This is a genomic window from Psychrobacter sp. CAM01, from assembly GCF_032842965.1.
GTDB classification, from domain to species: Bacteria; Pseudomonadota; Gammaproteobacteria; order Pseudomonadales; family Moraxellaceae; genus Psychrobacter; species Psychrobacter celer.
In genome coordinates this window covers 1-23080 of record NZ_JAWJBL010000009.1, presented here as the reverse complement: position 1 = coordinate 23080, position 23080 = coordinate 1, and the positions used below count along the sequence as shown (strand labels likewise).

18 protein-coding genes and 4 tRNA genes are annotated in these 23080 nt (G+C 46.0%); 12 read left to right on the top strand and 10 right to left on the bottom strand.

Annotated features, from left to right (window positions below; translation table 11 throughout):
- Positions 1–108: 108 nt before the first annotated feature.
- The 4 genes from R0I52_RS07435 to R0I52_RS07420 form a co-directional block, all read right to left on the bottom strand.
- Entirely contained in the window at positions 109–1320 is a 1212-nt protein-coding gene (locus R0I52_RS07435; protein WP_317053807.1) for an AbiH family protein, read from the bottom strand.
- Positions 1321–1614: 294 nt separating this feature from the next.
- Positions 1615–2196: a tetratricopeptide repeat protein gene (locus tag R0I52_RS07430; protein WP_317053806.1), complete on the bottom strand. Its 582-nt coding sequence runs from the start codon at positions 2194–2196 to the stop codon at positions 1615–1617.
- A 390-nt stretch (positions 2197–2586) separates the two neighbouring features.
- Positions 2587–3204: a methionine biosynthesis protein MetW gene (gene metW / locus R0I52_RS07425; protein WP_317053805.1), complete on the bottom strand. Its 618-nt coding sequence runs from the start codon at positions 3202–3204 to the stop codon at positions 2587–2589.
- The gene (locus R0I52_RS07420; protein ID WP_317053878.1) at positions 3201–4514 is read right to left on the bottom strand and encodes a homoserine O-acetyltransferase MetX; all 1314 of its coding nucleotides are present in this window, start codon (positions 4512–4514) and stop codon (positions 3201–3203) included. Before R0I52_RS07420 ends, metW begins: the two co-directional genes overlap by 4 nt.
- Before the next feature lie 369 nt (positions 4515–4883).
- Between R0I52_RS07420 and hemH the strand changes: the two genes are divergently transcribed.
- The gene (hemH, locus tag R0I52_RS07415) at positions 4884–5903 is read left to right on the top strand and encodes a ferrochelatase (RefSeq protein WP_317053804.1); all 1020 of its coding nucleotides are present in this window, start codon (positions 4884–4886) and stop codon (positions 5901–5903) included.
- A 121-nt stretch (positions 5904–6024) separates the two neighbouring features.
- Here hemH and R0I52_RS07410 read toward each other — a convergent pair whose 3' ends face one another.
- Positions 6025–6342: a hypothetical protein gene (locus R0I52_RS07410; protein WP_317053803.1), complete on the bottom strand. Its 318-nt coding sequence runs from the start codon at positions 6340–6342 to the stop codon at positions 6025–6027.
- Between the two features lie 138 nt (positions 6343–6480).
- Between R0I52_RS07410 and R0I52_RS07405 the strand changes: the two genes are divergently transcribed.
- Entirely contained in the window at positions 6481–7770 is a 1290-nt protein-coding gene (locus R0I52_RS07405; protein WP_317053802.1) for a right-handed parallel beta-helix repeat-containing protein, read from the top strand.
- A gap of 43 nt (positions 7771–7813) precedes the next feature.
- On the opposite strand, the gene R0I52_RS07400 is transcribed toward R0I52_RS07405, so the two are convergent.
- The 5 genes from R0I52_RS07400 to R0I52_RS07380 all read right to left on the bottom strand — a co-directional run bounded on the left by R0I52_RS07400 (position 7814) and on the right by R0I52_RS07380 (position 14745).
- A complete protein-coding gene (locus tag R0I52_RS07400) occupies positions 7814–8602 on the bottom strand; it encodes an SDR family NAD(P)-dependent oxidoreductase (protein ID WP_075102049.1) in 789 nt (262 codons plus the stop codon).
- A gap of 205 nt (positions 8603–8807) precedes the next feature.
- Positions 8808–9350 (bottom strand): hypothetical protein, encoded by a 543-nt coding sequence (locus R0I52_RS07395; protein WP_317053801.1) that lies wholly within the window; start codon positions 9348–9350, stop codon positions 8808–8810.
- A 260-nt stretch (positions 9351–9610) separates the two neighbouring features.
- On the bottom strand, positions 9611–10777 hold the full coding sequence (locus tag R0I52_RS07390; protein ID WP_317053800.1) for a hypothetical protein: 1167 nt from the start codon (positions 10775–10777) through the stop codon (positions 9611–9613).
- Between the two features lie 343 nt (positions 10778–11120).
- The gene (polA, locus tag R0I52_RS07385; RefSeq protein WP_317053799.1) at positions 11121–14075 is read right to left on the bottom strand and encodes a DNA polymerase I; all 2955 of its coding nucleotides are present in this window, start codon (positions 14073–14075) and stop codon (positions 11121–11123) included.
- A 256-nt stretch (positions 14076–14331) separates the two neighbouring features.
- On the bottom strand, positions 14332–14745 hold the full coding sequence (locus tag R0I52_RS07380; protein WP_317053798.1) for an organic hydroperoxide resistance protein: 414 nt from the start codon (positions 14743–14745) through the stop codon (positions 14332–14334).
- 376 nt (positions 14746–15121) lie between these two features.
- Here R0I52_RS07380 and R0I52_RS07375 point away from each other — a divergent pair, with 376 nt between their 5' ends.
- The 10 genes from R0I52_RS07375 to R0I52_RS07330 form a co-directional block, all read left to right on the top strand.
- Positions 15122–16018, top strand: a complete 897-nt coding sequence (locus R0I52_RS07375) for a hypothetical protein (protein WP_317053797.1) — start codon at positions 15122–15124, stop codon at positions 16016–16018.
- 186 nt (positions 16019–16204) lie between these two features.
- Positions 16205–17800 carry a peptide chain release factor 3 gene (locus R0I52_RS07370; protein WP_317053796.1) on the top strand — a complete coding sequence of 532 codons (1596 nt, stop codon included), beginning with the start codon at positions 16205–16207 and terminating at the stop codon, positions 17798–17800.
- A 324-nt stretch (positions 17801–18124) separates the two neighbouring features.
- Complete coding sequence (locus tag R0I52_RS07365) at positions 18125–18892, top strand: RsiV family protein (protein WP_317053795.1); 768 nt, start codon at positions 18125–18127, stop codon at positions 18890–18892.
- Positions 18893–18985: 93 nt separating this feature from the next.
- Entirely contained in the window at positions 18986–19906 is a 921-nt protein-coding gene (locus R0I52_RS07360) for an FHA domain-containing protein (protein ID WP_317053794.1), read from the top strand.
- A gap of 272 nt (positions 19907–20178) precedes the next feature.
- The gene (locus R0I52_RS07355) at positions 20179–21675 is read left to right on the top strand and encodes an anthranilate synthase component I family protein (protein WP_317053793.1); all 1497 of its coding nucleotides are present in this window, start codon (positions 20179–20181) and stop codon (positions 21673–21675) included.
- A 192-nt stretch (positions 21676–21867) separates the two neighbouring features.
- Positions 21868–21943 (top strand) — tRNA-Thr (locus R0I52_RS07350).
- A 67-nt stretch (positions 21944–22010) separates the two neighbouring features.
- A tRNA-Tyr gene (locus R0I52_RS07345) sits at positions 22011–22094 on the top strand.
- An 80-nt stretch (positions 22095–22174) separates the two neighbouring features.
- A tRNA-Gly gene (locus tag R0I52_RS07340) sits at positions 22175–22248 on the top strand.
- Between the two features lie 116 nt (positions 22249–22364).
- Positions 22365–22439: transfer RNA gene (locus R0I52_RS07335), tRNA-Thr, on the top strand.
- A gap of 521 nt (positions 22440–22960) precedes the next feature.
- Positions 22961–23080, top strand: a 120-nt coding sequence (locus R0I52_RS07330; protein ID WP_317053877.1) for a GTP-binding protein, incomplete at its 3' end; no start/stop codon positions are given.

Below are 23080 nucleotides of genomic sequence, written 5' to 3'. Positions count from 1 at the left end.
AGCAAATAACACTAGCGCAATTGTGGAATTGGGCCAGTGCGCGCGTAGTGTAGCAAATTTTGGTAACGGTTTAAAACTTAAAAATACAAAAGTATCAGTGTTATATATTTAAGCAAAGGCTATGTTGTGAGTTTCTTCTGGTTTAAGCACGGTTTTGGAAAATTTGCTGGTACTGTTATCAATATAATTATCATCAAAATTAAGCTTTTGTATATCAGGTGTTTCAATAAACTCCAACCATTTATTTTTCATCCAATTCTCGACAGTATCTTTACCAAGAATTGCTATCAGGTTCGACAGTTGGGCATGTGGTTGTGAGTAGTAATAAACGATGACTCTTAATGAATATTTTTGGTCTTGATTAAATGAAAAAATTTCATGAATATAATCGCTATCGGAAGAGTCTAAAGAGTGTCCCCAAATATAAATTTCAATAGGATGGTACTTTTTAAGACTTGGACTTTTCATCTTATTCTCTATCGCTATGATAGGAGATTTTGGTCTAAGAAATTGATAATCAGTATTGTTTACGAGTTTTTGATAATGTTTGACAAAGCCGTAAGCTTTATTATCTATAAGTACTTGGTTTTGAAGTTCTGAAATACCTAAAACGATTTTTTTATTACTAGCCTTCCCATGTATAAAGCTGATATTAGAGTGATTGTATAAGCGATCGATAGTAGATGAATAGTTAAAGCTATAAATAGCATCCAAATCTTTTTCAAAGACTTCGGGCTTCTTTAAAGCATTTTTTATTTTTAGTCTATCAATAAAGGCAATATATTGAGAGAATATCTTAATAAAACACATTAAATCTTCCTCTAAGTGCTTTAATAAGCAAGAAGAACATATATTTACAGGTTGTCCTGAATAGTACTTTACAAAATTTTTATTAAAAATCATATGATTTCCATATTGTGTAAACTCTCTCTGCGCCACAGAAAAACTTTTAAGAAACTCATCGATGAAAGGGTATTTTCTAATAGTGTTTTTGTCGAATATTTTTTCATGCAGAGCTAAGGTATTGTGGCCCCTTGGTATATACAGATATTCTGCGTCATTTTCTAACTCATCTATAATATGACAGATAGCATCTAATGCTATTTCCATCTCATTTTCAAAGTCTATCCATGTATCGATACCACTATCAATATAGCTTTTAAAATATTGAAACCAACCATTTTTCTTCAAATTATATTGAAGCTCTTTAACTTCTTCTAGCAGTAAGGTAGCTTCTTCAGTTTTATAAAGCTTAGCAGTATTATCAAAAAAGTAATTTTCACTATTTATCAAATCCGTATACAAAGACTCAAAGGTCATTGGTACACCTTTATTATAATTTCCACATTACGCATTGCATGCATGAAGTGGTCATATTTTGTGGGAAGAAAACGAGCTAAATCAAACCCATTACCTAACATTAGAATTTTTCTTGTTCCACTCATAATATTGCCCTTATTATTGACATGGTTTCAAAATCATTGTTCTGATAATACCAAGTTTTAATATACTAAATTGTCTTTTATCGAAATATTAACTATTTTCTCTAGACAAAAAAAAGCCCAGTAAAATACTGAGCTTTATTATATTCACTGCGTAAAAAAATATTAGAGTTTACTTACTCTGGAACCAACGATCCGCTTGGCTACGAGCATTGGCGATGTCTGAGCTCGATAGGTTCAACGCCAGCTGGCCGATTTTACCACGGGCCTTGTTGCGTACTTTTTCATCGAGCATACCGTCACGGGCAGCCAAATCATACCATTTATAGGCATCGACCAAGTTTTTTTGTTTTTCATCAAGCAAGGCTAGCGTGTAGCTGGCGCGATTGTCACCACGCATGGCCGCTTTTTCTAACCAGTGGCGTGCTTGCTGAAGGTTGGGCTTCACGCCTTCACCGCGTAGATACATGATGGCCAGATTTAGCTGGGCTGGGGCAACACCTTGCTGCGCGGCTTTGGTATACCACTGAATGGCTTTCTGAGTGTTTTGCGCCACGCCTTCGCCCTTTTGTAGGCGCTTGGCTAAGTAAAACTGCGCATGGTCATTCCCTTGCGCCGCACGGTTGGACAACTCACTGATAGGCATCAGCTCAAAACGTGAGGTATCAAGCGGTACGTTTGATATTAACTCAGCATTGGCAAGACCTGCGCAAGAAAATAAGGCAGTAAACAACGCAGCTTTTAATAGTTTCATAGCAGCTCCAAAATTAGGCAGTTAATAAGCAAAAAAATTGTACCGCTAAAGTGTCTTAGGCGGCGCTAATGATAAGGGAGCGTCGTATCAATGACGTATTATCCAAACGTCCCAAACCATTCATCAAGTATAGTGAGCCCTTTACCTCATCGCCTTGCTCAGCAGTTGCTGTCAAGCCACACAGATAAACGGTGCAAATACGGGTGTCAGTGACATTATTTTGCTAGCTTAACACCCACACTTACGAAACTCAAATACTAATTACAAGAAATCATGGCCGATTATACCTGAGTGTCTTCAATAAAATCATAGAGTTACTTGCGCGTAAGAATAAATCAATCATTTTATAAAAATCAGATAAGGAGGATTAGGCCGTTTGGTTTTTGAATATTACACAGGCTTCCGTTTGGTGACGCGATAGATAGCGACATCTGCCAAGAGGTTGGGTGCTTGACGGATTAAAGAGGTCATCAGCGGTGAATGGCCTTTTTCTGAGTCGCTAACAGCAAAGCGGTTGATGATATGAATGTCATGCTCAGCACACAGCTGCTCAAAGTCTTTAAAGGTACACAAATGAATGTTTGGGGTGTTGTACCACTCATAAGGCAGGGCTTCTGAGACGGGCATCAGGCCTTTTAGTCCAAGGTGAATACGGTTTTGCCAATGGGCAAAGTTAGGAAAGGTGATGACCGCTTCACGGGCCACGCGTAGCATATCGAGCAGCAAAACGTCGGGGGCTTTGACCGCTTGGAGCGCCCGTGCCATGACGACGGTGTCAAAGCTGTCGTCAGCAAAGCGCGCCAGCCCATCATTGAGGTCTTGCTCGACGATAGAGAGACCCTTGCTGATGGCTTCATTGATTTTATCTTCATCAATCTCTAGCCCATAACCCGTCACGCCCAGTTTTTGCTGCAAGTGCGCGAGCAGCTCACCATTACCACAGCCCAAATCCAGGACATGCGATTGTGGCGCGATCCAGCGCTCAGCCAACTGATGGTCCATTCTCATGAGCGTTCTCCTGTGCCGGTCACGTTAGTGGTCATAAAAGGGGCGGTCAAAAAGCCTTTAACCGCGCCCATATAACGAGGAATATCAAATAAAAACGAATCATGGCCATGTGGGGCGTCGACATTGATATAGCTGACCGGCTTACCTGTGGCCATCAGAGCATCCACGATTTCTTGTGAGCGCTCAGGGGCAAAGCGCCAATCAGTGGTAAACGACACCACCAGATATTGGCACTTGGTATGGGCAAGGGCCGATTTTAGGGCGCTCAGCTCAAGCTGGCTGTCGGTATCGTCGCTGTGCGCAGCAGTATGGTCGCTATCTGTGCTACCTGTGTGTGCATCATTGATGGTGGCAGTCAAACTATCATCAATGGCGTCGTCATCGTCAGTATTAGCATAGTCGCGCGTAGGATCAAAGTAATCTAAAGCTTTGGTCATGAGCAAATAGGTATTGGCATCGAAGTTTTTGCTAAAGCGCTCGCCTTGATAGCGCAGATAGCTCTCTACTTGGAACTCGACATCGTAGCCATACATAAACTTGCCCGATTTTAGATCGCGGCCAAATTTGGCCTTCATCGCGTCATCGGTTAAGTAGGTGATATGGCCGACCATACGCGCCAATATCAGGCCACGGCGCGGATAAGTGCCGGCTTGTATATAGCGGCCGTCCTTAAAATCTGGGTCAGAGAGAATGGACTGACGAGCGACTTCGTTAAAGGCGATGTTTTGTGCCGATAGCTTGGGCGTACTGGCAATAATGACGCAGCGTTTTAGCCGGTCTGGATAGTCGACCGACCATTGCAGCGCCTGCATCCCGCCCATAGAGCCGCCGACGATGGCATGCCAAACATCGATGCCTAAGCGGTCTGAGAGCAGAGCTTGGGTTTTGACCCAGTCTTTGATGGTGATCAGCGGAAAGTCAGGGCCATAGACTTGTGGCTCGCTGCCATCAGCTTGATTGAGGGTATCAGGGTTGATGGTGGTGGGGCCTGTCGAGCCAAAGCAGCTGCCGATATTATTGACGCACACCACATAAAACTGATTGGTGTCGATGGCTTTGTTGGGTCCGATCATATTGTCCCACCAGCCCGCTTTTTTATCATCATGACTATAATACCCTGCCGCATGATGGCTGCCAGACAAGGCATGGCAAATCAAAATAGCATTTGATTTGTCTTGATTGAGCGTGCCGTAAGTCTCTACCATCAAATCAAAAGACGGCAAGGTGCGATTGCACTCAAGGGTAAGCGGCTCGGCAAAATGGATTTTTTCGGGCGTGACGATTCCGACTGAGCCTGCCTGATCGGTCAAGCCTTGTGGGTCGAGTGTATCTGTTGGGAGTTGGTCACTGGTACTATCAGAGCGTGCGTTCAAAGCTACCTCGCAAGACAACAATCATCTATAAATAAGCGTCAATTAAGCGTCAATAAAATCACCAGCCACACAAGCAAAATAGCATGTATGTCTTTATACGGTTTTGGTGATGGTTGGCTCTATTGTATGGCGATGGGCGTAGGAGTACAACCTCCGTACGCGGTCTTTATTTGACCTGCGTAGCAAATTGTATAAAGGCGGCCTTCATCATGCGTTTTTTGGCGATAAAATGCTACACTAATCAGATGCTCAATGAATAATGCCTTCACAATTCTTTTTATCACTTATGAATCACACACGACTTTTATGAAACCTAAACTGCCGCCACGTATCGCCGTCTTATTGGTCAACCTTGGGACACCTGATGAGCCGACAGCGCCTGCTGTCCGTCGTTATCTCAAACAGTTTTTATCAGACCCTCGGGTGATTGAAATCCCTAAGTTTTTGTGGGCCATCATTCTTAACTTGTTTGTCCTGCCTAGTCGGCCGAAGCGCGTCGCAAAAGCTTATGCCAGTATCTGGGAGGGCGACTCGCCGATCCGCAAGATATTAAACGGCCAAGTGGCATTATTAGAGCCGCGTCTGGCTGATAGTGCAGCGCCGTTTCGTGTGTCGGTACATGCGGCGATGAGCTATGGCAATCCTGGTCTGCCTGAGGTTATGGACAATCTACGTGATGAGGGCGTGGATCACTTTGTCATCTTGCCATTGTTCCCGCAGTATTCTGCCACCTCAGGCGGCGCTGTCTATGATGCGCTGACCAAATGGACGCTGACGCAGCGCAATTTGCCCAACTATACCATTGTGAAGGACTACTTTGCCCATCCACTGTATATTCAGGCACTAGCAGACTCGATTCGTCGCTTTCAGGCAGCGCATGGCAAACCTGATAAGCTGATGTTTAGTTTTCACGGTATCCCGCAGCCGTATGCGGACAAGGGAGATCCGTATCCAAAGCGCTGTAAGTGTACTGCCGCCCAAGTGGCCCATGTGCTAGGTTTGAGAGATGATGAATGGATCATCAGCTTTCAGTCGCGTTTTGGCAAACAAGAATGGGTCAAGCCATATACCGATGTGGTACTAGAGGAGTGGGGTCAGTCTGGCGTGCGCTCGGTGCAGGTCATCAGTCCTGCATTTTCTGCTGATTGTCTAGAGACGCTAGAAGAGCTGGCGATTGAAAACCGTGATAATTTCTTAAACGCTGGCGGGCAAGAGTATCATTATATACCTGCACTTAACCTTGATGAGGTGCACATTGACTTACTCGAAGCGCTTAGCAAACCATTGGTCAAAGGCTGGGCGGACACGCTTGATGGCTGGGCGTAGTTAAGTTTTTTGATCTTAATGAAAGCCTTTTGGTCTTAATGAATAATAAAACACCGGACATGATGTTCGGTGTTTTTTTATCAATGTTTGATGTCATTGATGCTGTACTGAGCAGATAGGGTTAGAAGTTATCATCGCTGCTGCGCTCAGCAGCGTCGGTATCCGCGATATCGACGATGTCTGGATAATCCTTGTCATCCAGATTGTCCTCTACTAATACCTCATCGACACGGGCTTCATCGATATTTTGGCGATGCATCGGTGTGAGGCCTTGCGTGGCCTCGCTGCCTGCTTGTGAGTTGTCAAACCCTGCGCTATTGTCAATGACGTCATCGTCATCAATCGTATGCAGCATTGGATTGTCTAAATCGACTCGCTGGTTGTCATCGCCATCGATACGGTCTTGCGCCTCTGGGAGCGGGGTTTTTGTATTATCCATCTGTCATTCCTTTTATATTATGATTGATTTTTATCTGTATGATGAGGATTAGTGTGCCGTGTTAGCTCGAGCTCGACTAGTAGTAAGGTGTCACAGGATGTTCAAAAAATGTAAGACAACCCGCAGTGAGCGTTATTTATGCCCCTTGTTTCTCGCCTAAAATATGTCAATGTATTATCGATCATGGTCGGCCTGATAATCGCTATGAGCTTAAGCGCTTGTGACGATCAGCCAGCCATCAGTCAAACGGACACTACAAAAAAACCGTTGGTCATGGATGCTAAGCTACCAAGTACCGCGGCCGTGATAGAGTGCGCGCAGCTGACGCCCAAGCAAGCTGTGACGATAAAAGGTCATAACACCCTGAGTAAAAACTGCGACTTAACAGGGCAGTCGATACGCTTTGAGCTCAGTGACTCTCATAGCTCGCTTGACTGTCAAGGGGCGCAGCTTAGCACCAGTGCTGATGATTCATCAAAGGCCAGTGCTATCGTGATTAAACCAAAGACGGATGCTGCTATTGAGAATATTACCGTTGCCAATTGTCATATAACAGGCTACGGCCATGCGTTGCATATTCGCCAATACAGCAACCCCAATCAGCGTCATACGCGCGGCATTATCGACCCTGCTGCCAATCGCGCGCTGGCCCCAAGAGATATCCGCGTCATCAATGTCAGCAGTCAGAATAGTATCAACAGCGGCATGTTCGTCGGCGATCACGCACACGGCGTGAGCTTTGAGCACGTGCGTATTCAAAATGCTGGCACTGTTGGGTTATATTTAGAGTTTGGCAGTCGCGACAATGTGATTAAAGACTCTGTGTTTGTCGGTAATGGTTTTCGCACGTTTAAGCCCAATCGTGAAGCCATCGCGGTGGACTCATCAAGTAACAATCGTATTGAGAATAATCAATTTATACACAATGGCGCAGGCAGTATCTTGCTCTATCGCAACTGCTTTGAGCATGCTGATGACCCGTCACGTAGCAATCACTTTAAGCGTACTGAGTCGAGTCGTGACAATATCATTCGTGGTAATGTCTTTCAAAATGAACCAGTGGGCGTGTGGGTGGCGTCAAGGCAGTCGCGCAACCTAAAAGGGTTTGAATGCGGCGCGTATTTGGTCAAGCAAACGCTGTTTGCCAGCTATCACTTAGACAGTGCTAAAGACAATCAAATCATTGATAATCAGTTTACCCAAGTCGAGCAGGGCGTTATTGTGGAAGATGATGGCACGCTGATTAGGGGTAATACATTTGCCGCCGACGTTCGTTTGCCCATTCAGGTTGGCTCAAAAATTCGCGAAGACATTGCCGCAGGGCCAATTAAAAACACGCTGATTAACAACAATACTTTCATCGATAAAACCATAGAGCAAGCAATTGACATTCGAGCGGCAAGCAAAACGGCTACTCAGATTGAGTAGCCGTCAGGACAATAGGATAAGCTGTTGGTAAATGGGCCGCGCTTTATTTGGCACCCACTTTGGTATTTACCCAGCGAATCACAGGATCAGGCGTGACTTGTGAGAGGGTCTGAAAGACTTTGGCTGGCATGCCGACCGAGTAGTGCGTGCTTTTGAGTTTACGATTGGGGCGGGTGGTCAGTTTGCACAGAGTCTTTGCCACATCATTGACGTTTAGATTGATGCCCAAGCGCTCAATACTGGTGACACTAAGATCCTCTGTCATGTCTGATTTCACCCACAGCGGCATGACATCAATGACCTTGATACCAAGGCGGTCATACTCGATATTTAGCCCTTCGGTAAGCCCACGGACAAAAAACTTGCTGGCAGAATACGCCGCAACCTCAGGCTGGCCGTAGATAGCCGAGGCCGAGGAGACATTGACGATTTTACCATTGGTGCTATCCGCCAAATAAGGTGCAAGCTTATGACAGCCGATAAGCACGCCTTTACAATTGACATCGACTAAGGCCAGCTGCTCTTGCAAATCAGTCGTCGGCAAAGTGCCACTGACCAACACGCCTGCGTTATTGATTAGTGCATCGATACTGCCAAAATGATCAATCATTTGTGTGATGGCGTCGTCCCATAGCTCAGGCTGGGTGACATCTAGTTTGCCGATAATGACACGGTTTTTTTTCAGCGCCTTTTTAAAGGCTTTGTCGTCGATGGCATCCTCAAGCGTGGCCGTATTGGTGGCAAACAGGCCGACGTTGTGGCCTTTTTCTGCCAGTTTTTTTGCGGTGGCCAGACCGATACCGCGTGAGGCGCCAGTGATTAAGATATTCATAATAAGTGACTCGGTGATTTGGGGGTGTCCTCATTTTTATTACCCTTATCAAAATGAGGACACGCCCTAGCAGTAATGGATAAGTCGAGAGCAAGTGGATATCAGAGATATGTGCGCTCGGGCGTTGATCCAGTATAGCAAATCTGGCGGCAAGTATTGATAGACAGCGCGGCACAGCGGCTTTGGCCGAGGTTAGATCAGATATCTATGCTGAATGTGATACCGCGTGAGAGTGCGATAGGTCTGCGTGCGCTGAAGGACAGTCATAGTCGCTTAACGTAAAGCGCCATAGGTATATCAAGGCAATGGCATAGATGGCGGTTTCTGACAGCTCCTCGATCACCACACCAAGGGCTTCAGGTATGCCAATCATGTTTTCGCCCATGTATTCTAGTAGTGCCAGTACCGCTACCGTCACATATAACGATATGGGCACACGCTTTAATACTGCCAAAAGATAGCGCCATGAGTAAGCCAGCAGCCCAACAATCATCAGGTAAACGACGGTTAGCACACAATCTTCCCACCAGTCATAGGGCTGGCTTAGCAATAAAAAATCAGCTGGGATAAAAAGATCGGGTAAGTAGTTTAGCTCGCGGCGTATGACCGCAAAAAACACCAACACTGCCGCCAACCAAAACGCTTCAGTTTTTTTGCTATGACTGCGCCGAAAATACTGTAGACAGCGTATCCAGCAAGCAAACAATATAATAATGCCAGGGGCTTCGATAAGACCATCTGTAATCAAAATAAGGACTCCAGATTTTGCAATAAAAAAAGCGAGCGCTAAGGCTCACTTCCAATCACAAGTAATAGAAAAATAAAGATATAAAATAGAATACAGCGTTATTATACGCTTGATTATCCATAAATGGCATTATGAAACATAACTAATTGGTCATAAGGGATTGTTAATATTTACAAAATAGTCAACACTGTTTCACAGATGGCAACATATTATTTGTCTTGTGCCGGCTGCCAAGCGAGACAGCGATGGGCTATCGCGGACTAAAACAGTGCCTCCATGCGTAATAGTGCTGATGGGTAGTGGTCTTTGTTTTCTGTTTTGTCATTATAATAGTTTAGCTCTGTCTGCACGTAGAGCCACTCCCGCCAAATCGGCTGACGGTAAGTGATGGCTGGGCCATAGCTATTGAGCAGTGATTTGTTTTTATCAAAATAACCACTGGTCGAAATACCATAGGCCAGCTGCTTTTCTTCACCGAGCTGATGGACTTGTCTTAGGTCATGGCTCCAGTCGGTGTCCTCCCTGCTGTCTTGATTGCGGTAGCGCACGGTAGTACGGTTGTTAAGAAAGCGTGCTGGATCAGCGCCATACCGCAAGGTAAGTCCGCCTTTGGCGTAGTGTTCGCTATCGAGGCCATAACGATAAAAACTATCGGTGGTTACTTGTAGCTTTTCATTTTGGTACCAGTCTCGATCGACACTGACTTTGACATACAGATCATCAAGTGAGCGTACGCCGACATCGACATCTGTTTTGACGCCCAATTGCTCCTCGATCTCATCGTTGAAGCGTGACCAGCGCAGCGCAATAGAGGCGTTGTCTTCACGAGTCTTTTTACTATTAATTAATCTATCAGAGCTTGCGGTACTGGCCTGATAAGCCGCTCCTGTCGCGCTTTGTCGTAAAAAATCATCGTCATCCAAGTCTTCATCACCGATAATCAAGCTTAGGCGGCGCTCTAAGACCGGTAAGCGTAAACGTCCACGAACCCGAGGCTCGACGCTCACATCACTGCCTGATATTGGGTCATTGGCCCAGCGAGTGTCTAGCACCAGCCGTAGGCTCGCGGTAGCAGGCGCTTTTGGGTCAGGCTCACCAAACCACCCGTCCATTTCGTGTGCCCATTCGTCTAGCTGCGCTTTTGCGTCTTGTCGCCGCTCATCGGCCCAGCCCCATTGTGTTGAGGACTCAATGGGCTGCGGCGCGGTAAATGGTGAGCGCGCTTGATAGCCCAGCTGCTGATAGGCTGTGTCTGTTTTATGGACATCACCGATCTGAGGACTGGATGAAGGGTGGGCGGTGTTTTGATGCTTTGCTGGTATGGCGGCGCTATAATCAGCCAACGCTGGCGTGCACAGGCTCAGCGCAGCTAAAGCAGTATAAGTCAAAGTATGACGAGTCGGTGTGGTAAGGCTTGAGGATTTCATAATGACAGATAGTCGCCTGTAAGCAAAAATTGAAAAACAATCATGTCATATTGACCGATTTCCCAACAGTTGACAAGGCGTATGCGGTCGCGCGCATCGCTATGTGGTTATAGGGCGGCGATAACTATTCTGACAAATAAAAGATAGCAAATAACAAATCACAAATAGGCCAAGCAGGCCGCTCAGCCCTTTTAGGGGTCAATAGTAATAGATGCTATAGTCAATCCGCCATAAAATGAGTACAGTAGCACGTTATATCAGCTGTACTCTTTTTATTTAGGATCTACTATATAGTTAATTCGATAGTGCTTATCGTAGCTGGTGCGATATCTTCTTTGGGCGATTAATGTGCCTCGTCCCAATTAGCACCGCTATCTGTTTCTACCAGCAATGGTACGGCAAAGTCGACTTGCCAGCCTTTTTCAGCTGCAGTGGTCGTTAACACATCTTGCATCGCATCGGTGATAAGCTGACTAATTTCATCGACCTTATCGCTATCAACTTCAAATACCAACTCATCATGGACTTGCAGCAGCATTTTGGCTTGGTCTTCGGGCAATACCTTATCGACAGCAATCATGGCAAGTTTGATGATGTCAGCGGCAGAGCCTTGTAGTGGCGCGTTGATCGCGGCTCGCTCAGCGCCTTGCTTGACCATGCGGTTGCTATGAGTGATATCGGGCGTGTAGAGCTTACGGCCCAATATTGTCTCGACATAGCCTTGCTCATAAGCGCTGGCACGCGTGTTGATCATATAGTCTTTGACACCAGGGTAGCGCTCAAAATACATGTCGATATACTCTTGCGCTTCACCGCGGCTCATCTGTAGCTGTTTGGCAAGGCCAAAGGCGCTCATGCCGTAGAGCAGACCAAAGTTAATGGCTTTGGCATTGCGGCGCTCGGTCGCAGTTACCTCAGCGACTTCTTTACCTAGCACTTCTGCTGCGGTGGCTGCGTGAATGTCCAGACCTTCATTAAAGGCTTGTGTCAAGTTTTTGTCGCCTGAGAAATGCGCCATCAGACGCAGCTCAATCTGTGAGTAATCCGCCGCCAAGATAACGCGACCTGCTGGCGCGATAAAGGCTTGGCGAATCAAGCGGCCGGTGGCAGTACGAATTGGGATGTTTTGCAAGTTAGGATCCGTCGATGAGAGTCGTCCGGTGCTGGTCAGCGCTTGATGATAGCTGGTATGTACGCGGTCGCTCTGGGTGTCTGCGACATTGGCCAGCGCATCGGTATAGGTGTTTTTAAGCTTAGACAGCCCGCGATACTCAAGGACAATCTCGACCAATGGGTGATCAATCTTTGATAGTATCGCTTCACCAGTTGAGTACTGGCCTGACTTGGTTTTTTTGCCGCCAGGGATGCCCAGCTTATCAAACAGCATCTCACCCAGCTGCTTTGGCGAGCCAAGGTTAAATTCTTCGCCAGCAATTTCATAAGCGCGTTTTTCTAGAGCGATGATTTCTTCATCAAACCGCTCTGATAGCTCATTTAAAAACGAGCGCTTGATTAAAATACCGTTTGCTTCCATTTGGCACAGTATCTCCGCCGTTGGAATCTCTAACTCGTGCAGCAGTTTGGCGTTATTTTCGTCATCAGACAGTTTTTTATGAAAGATATCAAATAGCTGATAAGTGATATCGGCATCTTCACAAGCATAGTCGCTGGCGATATCGATGGCCACCTGATCAAAGGTGACCTGTTTGGCGCCCTTACCCGCGACATCTTCAAAACTGATCGTTTGCGTCTGTAGATAGTGGCGTGCCAGATCATCCATACCGTGGCGAGTGATGGCGGCATTGATGACGTAGCTTGCCAGCATGGTATCCATCGCCCAGTTGTTAGGGCTGGCGTGAATCGCGCCGATCAAGTCGATATCATAATGACTTAACACATGAGCGTCGTATTTGAGGTGCTGGCCGATTTTACCGATATTGGGGTTTTCTAAGATAGGCTTTAAACGCGCCAATACCATATCGCGATCCAGCTGCTTGGCGGTCAGCTCATCCCCTTCTAAACTATGAGTCAGCGGTACATAGTAGGCTTCGTGCGCTTGCAGCGCAAAAGACAGGCCGACGATTTCGGCTTGTCGCCAATAGACGCTGGTGGTCTCGGTATCGATGACGAAGTGCGGTGCGGCTTCTAGTCGTTTGATCAAACTATCAAAAGCAGGCGCGTCTAAAATCGTATGCCATGCGCTATCGCGACTTTTGCTATCGGCGATGTTGTCCGTGCGGTTTGCTTGTAGAGACTTGGCGATTTGCGCTTGTGACTCACTATCGGCCTGAGCGTGCGCCACGCTTTGTGAACCATTGGCAGGGTGGTTTGGATGATCAAGCGAGGCCAGCTCGTTTCGAAACTCAAGCTCTGTATACAGAGCGCGTAGCTCATCGATATGGGCGCACGGATCGGTATTGATTTTCAGATCGGTCCAGTCTTGGCCAATCTCTAAATCGGTGACGATAGTGGCCAGCTGCGCGTTAAAAGGAATATCATCGGCGTACTCGACCAGATTTTTGCCAGCACGGCCTTTGATATCGGCGACATTGGCCAGCATGGTCTCGATATTACCGTATTTATTGAGCAAATCTTTGGCGGTTTTTTTGCCGATGCCCGGTACGCCTTTGATGCCATCTGATGAGTCGCCCATCAACGTCAAAAAATCGATCATCTGATGCGGCTCAATCCCGAATTTTTCCACCACGCCTGCGCCATCAGTAATCTTGCCCGTAAAACTGTCTTCTAGTATCACGCAGTCATTAATCAGCTGCATCATGTCTTTGTCACCTGTCGAGATGACCACGTGATGCCCTTCAGCGACGGCGCGATAGGTCAGCGTACCGATGATGTCGTCGGCTTCTGCGCCCTCGATACGCAATAGTGGAATCCCAAGCGCGGCAACCAAACTATGAATATACGGAATCTGCTCAGCCAGCTCTACATCCATTTTGGGGCGATTGGCTTTGTACTCCTCAGACATCGCATGGCGAAAGGTCGGTGATTTGGTATCAAAGCACACCGCCATATGGGTGGGGTGATAGCGGCGCATCAGCTTTAATAGCGCATTTAACGTACCGCGTATGGCGTTGGTGATGAGGCCTTGCGAGTTTTGCATGGTCTTTGGCAAGGCATGATAAGTGCGAAACAGGTAGTAAGAGCCGTCGACCAAGATAAAAGGTGGTTGCTCTTTATCCACATGACTGGTGTCCATCGTTGCGACGTTGGGCATACAGGCAAAATTTGGCAGGGTGTTTGGGTTAATGGGCGAGTGGGAGTTGTGGTCGTTGTCAGTCATAGAGGGTCACTTATCAAGTATTTGGCAGCAGGTATTGGATAATAAAATATGGGATAAAAACAAGCATTAGGTAAAAAGATAGCCTCATTATAACGATAAAATACCTTCTTGCCGAATGAATGACAAACGAATAAAACGAACCAATAAAAGCCGCGATGCGTACAAGATATGTACAAACAAAAGCGTCAGACAATAAAAAAGAACCCAGACTCGCTGCGTTCTTTTTATGCTTCGTGACACTATAGTAGCCGAGGACTTACTGAACTTCTGATGTCACCTCGACGTCGATATTGCCGCGTGTGGCTTTTGAGTATGGGCAGACTTGGTGGGCTTTTTCGACCAGCTTTTGGAACTCATCAGCAGATAGCTCAGTATTTGTGCCAATCACGTGGATTTTTGCCGCCAGCTTATAATCGTGCCCTTCGCCTTGCATAAGATCCACTTCTACTTCGGTGGTTGAGTCAAACTTGGCTTTTTCCATTTGTTTGACCGCGCCTAATGCGCCATCAAAACAAGCGCTGTAACCCATGGCAAATAGCTGCTCTGGGTTGTTGCCATCTTTGCCAGAGCCGGGCGGTACCATATTGATACTCAGATCGCTATCAGCGAGACTGGCTGAACCTGCACGGCCGCCGGTGGTTGTACCTTTGGTAGAGTATAACGTTTTCATAACATATCCTTTGTCGTTGGTTTTGTCGCTCGTGCTGAGCTTTATTGATTTAGAGCCTATTGTATTAAAATTGATTTAGAAACTTATGTGTTAAAGACTTATATAAATACGATTGTAGGTGCGAGCGTCGAATAAAAGCTGGTAAGCTCGTATTGTTTTTATCCATGGTAGCAAGCTATTTGATGCACACAATGAGTCAGGCGTAAACATATATGACAAGTTTGTAAATCTACAAACAGTGTGTGCACAACAAAACAGCGTTGATATATAAATAATGAGTGTACTACGGTAAACTAATCACACCAATGTCGCTGTTTGGTCCTCAGTATAGATGACAAAAATGGCAACCGACCTGACCATGACAAGGATATATTTAATGAGCAACTCTATAAAAAAACGGATGGTGATTCCCAGCGTATTGTCTGTGTTGGCGCTGACGATGGTTGGCTGCGGCGAAGACGATGGTGTGTATGGTTCGGGGAATAATAACATCACAGTGAGTAGTTTTGAGAGTCAGTCAAATGCGATTACGCGTATCGATACAACTTACCGAAATGGCGAACGTCAGGTACAGCCAGTCAATATTATTGGTATTGCCCAGCCTGACGTTGATAACTTAGAGAGCTCGATAGTGTTAGCCAATAGATTTGAAGGTACCATAGCCGATAAAGACATTAGTGTTGATGGTAATATAGTTAGTCGTCCTATTTACCAGAAAAACAGTAATAATAAATTAATGTTTACTATTGATTATAAAGAGTATGATTTATATGGTGTCAGAGCGGACAGTTACAGTGTGGATAAAGTCACAGGTAAGCGAGCTGGCGTACTAACAGACTTATATAATTACTCGAGAATAAGCAGTAAAGTTTCTTTTCCTAAAAACGCGCAATGCTATATTCCTATGACAAACAGTGAGCGTGAGTTTGTCTACTTTAATGAAAAGGGTATGACAGGTTATAAAAACATCGACTCGTGGGTAGAGTTTATTGAAAATCAAATTGGTGACGACTACAGCAAGAAGATCACTAGAACCAGCCTTGGGTTTAATAAACAATACCCTTTAGCAAGTGTGCAAGCTTATAATGATGACCAGCAAATCGTTGCGACTTATAACGGTGTAGAATATAAAGGTCGGGTGTATAATGCTAAGCATGTGGCGAGTGGAGTTAATGACTCAAATAATGATCCTCTGAGCGGCGTAGTCGATTGCACGTTGGTCAACGACGTAGCGGCTGACTTTTTAGAGCGAGAAATCAAACGCTATTATTAAAAAATCCCATAATTTAGGCCAAAAACATCGTAATTTCTAAGGTCGCACGCTCTATTGAGCTATCATAGAGCGTGTTTTTTATACGCTAATTCTGCAGTCTGGCGCTAAATCCGTTACAATACGCTCATATTTACCCTATTTATTTAGACTAATCTCTAAATGACCCAACTGCTGAAGCCGAACATTATGAGCGTAGACCCAAAAAAACTAAATCAAGAAGTTGCCAAGCGCCGCACCTTCGCCATTATCTCGCACCCTGATGCGGGTAAGACCACCATGACCGAAAAGCTGCTCCTGTGGGGGCAAGCCATTCAGGTAGTGGGTGAGGTCAAAGGCCGTAAAACCGACCGTCATGCGACCTCTGACTGGATGAGCATGGAGCAAGAGCGTGGCATCTCTATCACCACCTCCGTCATGCAGTTTCCTTACAAAGACCATATGGTCAATCTACTAGACACCCCAGGTCACGCCGACTTCTCAGAAGATACTTATCGTACTCTGACCGCCGTAGACAGCGCGCTGATGATGGTCGATGGTGCTAAGGGTGTCGAAGAGCGTACCATCAAGCTGATGGAAGTCTGCCGTATGCGCGACACCCCCATCATCTCATTTGTCAACAAGCTTGATCGTCAGATTCGCGAGCCGCTTGAGCTGCTCAGTGAAATCGAAGACGTTTTAAAAATTAAATGCATTCCTGTTACTTGGCCGATCGGTATGGGACAAGATTTTGTTGGGGTCTATCATCTGGCCGAAAACAAAACCTATCTGTACGAAAAAGGCCATGGCGGTGATATGAGCGTGGCAGAAACCCGCGAAGGCTATGATTATCCTGATATCCGTGAGCGTTTGGGCAAGCTGATGTTTGATGCTTTTGAGGAGTCGCTTGAGCTGGTACAAATGGCGCTCGAAGACTTCGATGTTTCGGCGTTTTTAAAAGGCGAGATGACCCCTGTATTATTTGGTACCGCGCTGGGAAACTTTGGCGTCAATATGGTACTTGATACTTTGGTGAAGTATGCGCCGCCGCCCAAAGCGCACCCGACGCATGAGCGCGAAGTGGCTGCGACCGAAACGGCGTTTAGTGGTTTTGTCTTTAAAATTCAGGCCAATATGGACCCGCGCCACCGTGACCGCATCGCGTTTTTGCGGGTCTGCTCAGGTAAATACGAAAAAGGCATGAAAATGAAGCACGTGCGCCTAGGAAAAGACGTGCGTATTGCTGATGCCTTAACCTTTTTAGCGGGCGACCGTGAAGCATTAGAAGAGGCGTATCCGGGTGATATTATTGGTCTACACAACCACGGGACGATCTCTATCGGTGATAGCTTCACCGAAGGCGAGGAGTTGAATTTTACGGGGATTCCGCATTTTGCTCCTGAGCTGTTTCGCCGCGTAGTATTAAAAGACCCGCTCAAATCCAAGGCGCTACAAAAAGGCCTGCAGCAGCTGAGCGAGGAAGGCGCCACGCAGGTATTTATGCCGCAGATCAATAACGATTTGATTTTGGGCGCGGTCGGTGTCCTGCAGTTTGAGGTGGTGGCCCATCGTCTGAAAGAAGAATACAAGGTACAATGTATCTTTGAGCCTGTCTCTATCGCGACGGTACGCTGGATTCATTGTGATGATGAAGCGGCGCTGGCGAAGTTTAAGAAAAAAGCCCATGATCAGCTATCGATAGATGGCGGTGGTTATTTGACTTACCTTGCGCCATCACGTGTCAACTTGCAATTGATGCAAGATCGTTATCCAGAAATCACCTTTAGCAGCACGCGTGAGCATTAAAACGACTGTTATCAAATCAACCATATCACTATATTGTTCATTGATTAAGACACGCTAGCCGTGTCTTTTTTATTGTCCGTTATTTATGCGGCAAATGAGTCAAGAGAGGTTTTGAGTGATTAGCAACACTTCAAAAACACAAACAGTGTTCCTACAATACAGCGTCATTGTTACGGTAGAATGTTAAACAATACTTTATATTATAAAAAGGAATGCATGAAAGCTATGGTTCAATCTCATCTTAATAGGTTCACGCTGACGCATACTTCTTTAGGCAGAGTAGGGCGTATACGGCGAATTGGTCTCTTAGCAAGCGGTTTACTGATGGGGGCCGCTAGTCTGTCCGCAAATGCAGGTAGCCTGATCAGTTCAACAGAGTATCTCGATTATCAGTTACCAGAAAAAATTCAAAAAATATGTACTGAGCGTGATAATTGCCCAGATATTGAAGTCAAATATCTCAAAAGCAATCACAGCTGGATAGACAACACCGTCAACGCCCGTATTGATGCACTAGTGGTCAATAGCAAACCTAGCGAGTCAGGCGCACGAGTGGTAAAAACGCCTGACGATGTCAAGGAGGCGCTTGATGAATTTGTGGCCTCACAGTTTGCGGAGGTGCCAGCAGACAGCGTGTTTGTCTATAGCCTTATGATCACGCCAGAATACTTAGGTCACGTCAATGATCTTGAGTTGTTTGAGATAAACTCATACGTCTTTACGGGCGGCGCTCACGGCATGCCCTATAGTGAATACTTAATATTTGATCAACAAACCAAAAAACCAATCCAGCTGGCAGACATGCTACAACCCAACAAAAAATCTCGCTTTAACGCCTTAGCCTATAGCGCTTATAAAGAGTGGGTCAAGACAGTCGATGAGGATGTTGCCAACTATGAGAAAAGCTGGCCGTTTACCCTAAGTGATAATGTCACATTGACAGATCAAGGCATCGATATTCGCTATCAGCACTATTCTATCGGGCCTTATGCTTATGGCATGCCAGTGCTGAGCATCCCTTATAGCCAGCTTCAGGGGATTATCAAACCGCAGTTTTTGCCAGCGCGCTTGTCGAATAAATATGATAGCTGATGTGTCTGGCACATTTGCCTGCTCACCGAGCAAATCTGAGAGATACCTGAATACATTACATGTAAAATTTCATAAAAAATAAGGAGTCATAGCATGATGAACCATACAGATAATGCACATACCACCGCAGACGCAGACAGTTGGCGTCTCAATGCCCTAACCGAAGCGTTGGGCGATTTGACATTGACTGTCACAGATAGCCTCTCTGTTGGCCGTGGCAGCGACAATGATGTGGTGCTAGGTAGCAAGCAAGTCTCGCGTAATCATGCTGTGCTTAGCGTATTGGACGGTCAGCTCTACGTAAAAGACTTGGATTCATCCAACGGTACGTTTGTCAATGATCAGCGCTTGGAAGGCAATAAGTCAACGCCGCTACAAGCAGAAGACACCTTGGGGTTTGCCAGTTTTCGCTTTCAGGTCAGTGCACCTGTACGGGCGCAAGAGGCCGCTCAGACGATAGAGCAAGCAGCATCAACTGACGAAGTGGCCGCAGCGAGCACCCCTGTGGTTGACACCGCAGGCGCGCCTGAAACGCCCGTTATAAAAGAAACGGGTATCGATGAGGTGTTATCGGCAGCTGAGCAGACAGAGCCAGTCAACGACACACCAATGACACAGCCTGCATCTGCAGGTATCAAAGAAGAGGCCATCATAGAGCCTGTCACAGAGCAGCCAGTGGCTCATAAAGCGCCCACTACAGTAGATCAGACAATGGATGAAGCGGTGCCAGACGAGCATGACAAAACCACCAAAACTGCGCTACAAGAAGAAGCGGATCCTGAGGTGCTGCGTGCCAAGCAAGCGGCGACTGCTCAATTTTCTGGGACTGCCAATCTCGGTCAGGAGCGAGACCTTGGTACCGAAGGCAATAACGCCATGGATCAAGCCATCAATAACCCTGCCAATGCTGGCCAAATAGAGAAAAAACCCAGCGGCGGCTGGTTTGTATGGGTGTTTATCGCAATTTTGATTATTGGGTTGGCGTTATGGTTGTTTAATATGGGCGGTGCTTAATTTTAATGGTGCTTAATTTTAATGCAGTACTGGCCAGTCCGTTTGAGCCGCTATAACCTCAGCGGGCTTTGGTATAATTAGGGGTTACTAGGTAGCCGCTATCAGTCTACCAGTTATCCTTACTACGCCACTGATAATAAAATAAGCCACCAATCTACCATTTTTATAGCGTCAACATTCAGTAGAGTGTTGACGCTATCTTGCATTTGTATTGTGACTATCGTTTTTACTGTGCTTATCTTTTGCCAATCGTTTGCTAAGAGAGTTTCATTATGATGACCTTTGAAGAATATCAAGCTTTTCAAGACCGTGGTTTTAGCCATGCGCCACTGATAAAAAAACGCTTGATGGATGCCCAAACGCCAGTATCGGTGTTTTCTAAAGTGCGTGATTTGAGCGGTTCGGCCTACTTGTTTGAGTCGGTGGCAGGCGGTGAGCGTTGGGCACGGTATTCGATGATTGGTCTGGGTGGTGATATGATCGTGCAATATATAGATGGGGTGATGACGGTCAAAAAAAATGATCATATCGATGTGGAGATGGTAGACCAACCATTTGAGTATATTCGTACTCTGATGGCAGGGTATCAAATGCCAACCTCAACAGACATGCCAGCCCTGCCAAGCTTTAGCGGTGGCCTGGTTGGGTACTTCGGCTACGATATGGTACGGGTGATTGAGCCGAGTATGGGGGAGTGTGAAGCGCCCAACCCAATGACCATGCCTGATATGTGGCTCATGCTATCGATGAATGTGATAGTCTTTGATAGGCTAGAAAACACCCTGTCTATCATCGTCTATGCTGACTGCAGAAGCGATGACGGCTATAGCCATGCCATTCGCGAGCTAGAAAAAATAGAAGACAAGCTGACAGAGATGCCAAGCTTGTACGCCCCTATCATGCCCACACCTAAGTTTAAATCGCATACTGGCATGGATAAATACAGTACAGATGTCAATAAAATCAAAGACTACATTGTGGCAGGGGAGGTGCAGCAAGTGGTGCCAGCCCAGCGCCTGACCGCGGATTATAAAGGCAACTCGCTGGCAATCTATCGTGCGCTGCGATTTTTAAACCCATCGCCGTATTTGTTTTTAGTGCATGGCTACACGTTAAATGATCACAAACGTTTTGATATCATCGGTGCGTCTCCTGAGATGCTATCTCGCGTAGAAAATGGCCGTGTCAGCGTGCGTCCGCTGGCTGGCACGCGCAAACGTGGCCAAGATGCCGCCAACGATTTGGCACTTGAGACGGCGCTGCTCGCTGACCAGCAAGCGGTCGCCGAGCACTGCAAGCTCGTTGACTTAGCTCGTGATGATCTTAGCCGCGTCTGTGAAGGTGGCAGCGTTGAGGTCAGCCAAAAAATGGCTGTTGAGCGTTATTCACAAGTGATGCAGATGGCCTCTCATGTTGAGGGCACGATAGCTGCTGACAAAGATGCGCTCGATGTATTGTGTGCCACTTTTCCCGCAGGCTCACTATCAGGTGCGCCCAAAGGCCGCGCGATGCAAATCCTCGATGAGATTGAGCCGGTGCGTCGAAGCGTCTTTGGCGGCTGCGTTGGTTATTTGGGCTGGCATGGCAATATGGACACCGCGATTGCGGTGCGCACAGCAGTGATGCGCCGCGGCAAGATACATATCCAAGTAGGCGCAAATGTGAATGACGGTGCTACTGCAGACGCGATGTGGGAGGAGACCAATCAAAAATCCCAAATACTGATAAAAGCCGTAAAAATGGCCTGTAATGGATTACGTATTCGCTAACGGCTAGGCTTGCGGCGAGCGGTAAGACAAGCATAAACGCTATGACTGCGATAAAAGCGGTTTTACGGCCAAAAAAAACAGTAACATAATCAACCGTTTGACAATTAATGTGAAATTAATCGCAAAAAAAATAAAAAAGGGCTTGCGTCTCTCAAAATATTTGATAGAATAGCCACCACTTTGAGAGAACAAGCCGACTTAGCTCAGTTGGTAGAGCAACTGACTTGTAATCAGTAGGTCGCCAGTTCGATCCCGGCAGTCGGCACCATCTCTTTCAAAGTCGCTTTTTATAAAATTGCCTTGTTTTAAAGTCATTTTTGTTTAAAGCACCCTAAGGTGGGATTGGGGAGCGGTCAAACCCAACAGACTGTAAATCTGTCGCGAAAGCTTCGAAGGTTCGAATCCTTCTCCCACCACCATATTTTAAGTTTGTCATAGCGCCAAGCATGCTCTTATTATGATAGACTCTCTATTAGAGTCAGCCAAAACAAGAGTAATTGCGGGTGTGGTATAATGGTAACACCTTAGCCTTCCAAGCTAATGACGCGGGTTCGATTCCCGCCACCCGCTCCATTTATACACCATCGCAAAGATTATTAACAATACATCACGACAGTCAGTTATCATCGCTGCATCGTGATATTTTTTTTAGTAAACCTACGGATTTCTGCTGTAGTTATTAAAAATATGCTCATATAGCTCAGCGGTAGAGCACTCCCTTGGTAAGGGAGAGGTCTCGAGTTCAATTCTCGATATGAGCTCCATTTATTGTTTTAACTTTTTGTGTTTGCTTTGCAGCTTTAATACACAGCTTTACGTCGATATCGAAATTATAGAATATTGAAAACTATAAAATTAGTGTGGCAGATTATAATTCAAAGGTGACACTGAGGTGTTGCCTTTTAGTGCTGTCAATTGGTTAATAAAAAAGTAAAGCCTTAGTTGGCAGATTGGTTAGGGACTCGTAAGATATCGTAACGTAACCACCATATCGCGATACCGTGAATGATGGGCAATCGTGCAAAAAGTAAGTATAATAGCCAAACATATAAGCGTGATAAAAAGTAAGTTTGAATAAAAACAAGTTTGAATAAAGCATTGAAACGTACCCTGTTTATAAGCAAATAAAAAGTCTTGTGTTTGCGATAACACGTTAAGCAAGGTCGTTTTGGTAGTTAAGCCATAGCGTCAACGGTTTGATGGTTGAATATGCATCAAAAGCCGTCAAACAGCTATTCACTGATCTTTTATTGATAAAGATTCACCAAAAAAAGAGGAATTACCCATGGCAAAGGCCAAGTTTGAACGCAACAAGCCACACGTCAACGTCGGCACCATCGGACACGTTGACCACGGTAAAACAACCCTAACTGCCGCTATCGCAACCGTAGCAGCAAAAACCTCA

What these genes read in the sequence shown, in the direction of transcription:
- R0I52_RS07435 (WP_317053807.1), bottom strand. Translation starts at nt 1,320, where the DNA reads ATGACCTTTGAGTCTTTGTATACGGATTTGATAAATAGTGAAAATTAC.
- R0I52_RS07430 (WP_317053806.1), bottom strand. Translation starts at nt 2,196, where the DNA reads ATGAAACTATTAAAAGCTGCGTTGTTTACTGCCTTATTTTCTTGCGCA.
- metW (WP_317053805.1), bottom strand. Translation starts at nt 3,204, where the DNA reads ATGAGAATGGACCATCAGTTGGCTGAGCGCTGGATCGCGCCACAATCG.
- hemH (WP_317053804.1), top strand. Translation starts at nt 4,884, where the DNA reads ATGAAACCTAAACTGCCGCCACGTATCGCCGTCTTATTGGTCAACCTT.
- R0I52_RS07410 (WP_317053803.1), bottom strand. Translation starts at nt 6,342, where the DNA reads ATGGATAATACAAAAACCCCGCTCCCAGAGGCGCAAGACCGTATCGAT.
- R0I52_RS07405 (WP_317053802.1), top strand. Translation starts at nt 6,481, where the DNA reads ATGCCCCTTGTTTCTCGCCTAAAATATGTCAATGTATTATCGATCATG.
- R0I52_RS07400 (WP_075102049.1), bottom strand. Translation starts at nt 8,602, where the DNA reads ATGAATATCTTAATCACTGGCGCCTCACGCGGTATCGGTCTGGCCACC.
- R0I52_RS07390 (WP_317053800.1), bottom strand. Translation starts at nt 10,777, where the DNA reads ATGAAATCCTCAAGCCTTACCACACCGACTCGTCATACTTTGACTTAT.
- polA (WP_317053799.1), bottom strand. Translation starts at nt 14,075, where the DNA reads ATGACTGACAACGACCACAACTCCCACTCGCCCATTAACCCAAACACC.
- R0I52_RS07380 (WP_317053798.1), bottom strand. Translation starts at nt 14,745, where the DNA reads ATGAAAACGTTATACTCTACCAAAGGTACAACCACCGGCGGCCGTGCA.
- R0I52_RS07375 (WP_317053797.1), top strand. Translation starts at nt 15,122, where the DNA reads ATGAGCAACTCTATAAAAAAACGGATGGTGATTCCCAGCGTATTGTCT.
- R0I52_RS07370 (WP_317053796.1), top strand. Translation starts at nt 16,205, where the DNA reads ATGAGCGTAGACCCAAAAAAACTAAATCAAGAAGTTGCCAAGCGCCGC.
- R0I52_RS07365 (WP_317053795.1), top strand. Translation starts at nt 18,125, where the DNA reads ATGGGGGCCGCTAGTCTGTCCGCAAATGCAGGTAGCCTGATCAGTTCA.
- R0I52_RS07360 (WP_317053794.1), top strand. Translation starts at nt 18,986, where the DNA reads ATGATGAACCATACAGATAATGCACATACCACCGCAGACGCAGACAGT.
- R0I52_RS07355 (WP_317053793.1), top strand. Translation starts at nt 20,179, where the DNA reads ATGATGACCTTTGAAGAATATCAAGCTTTTCAAGACCGTGGTTTTAGC.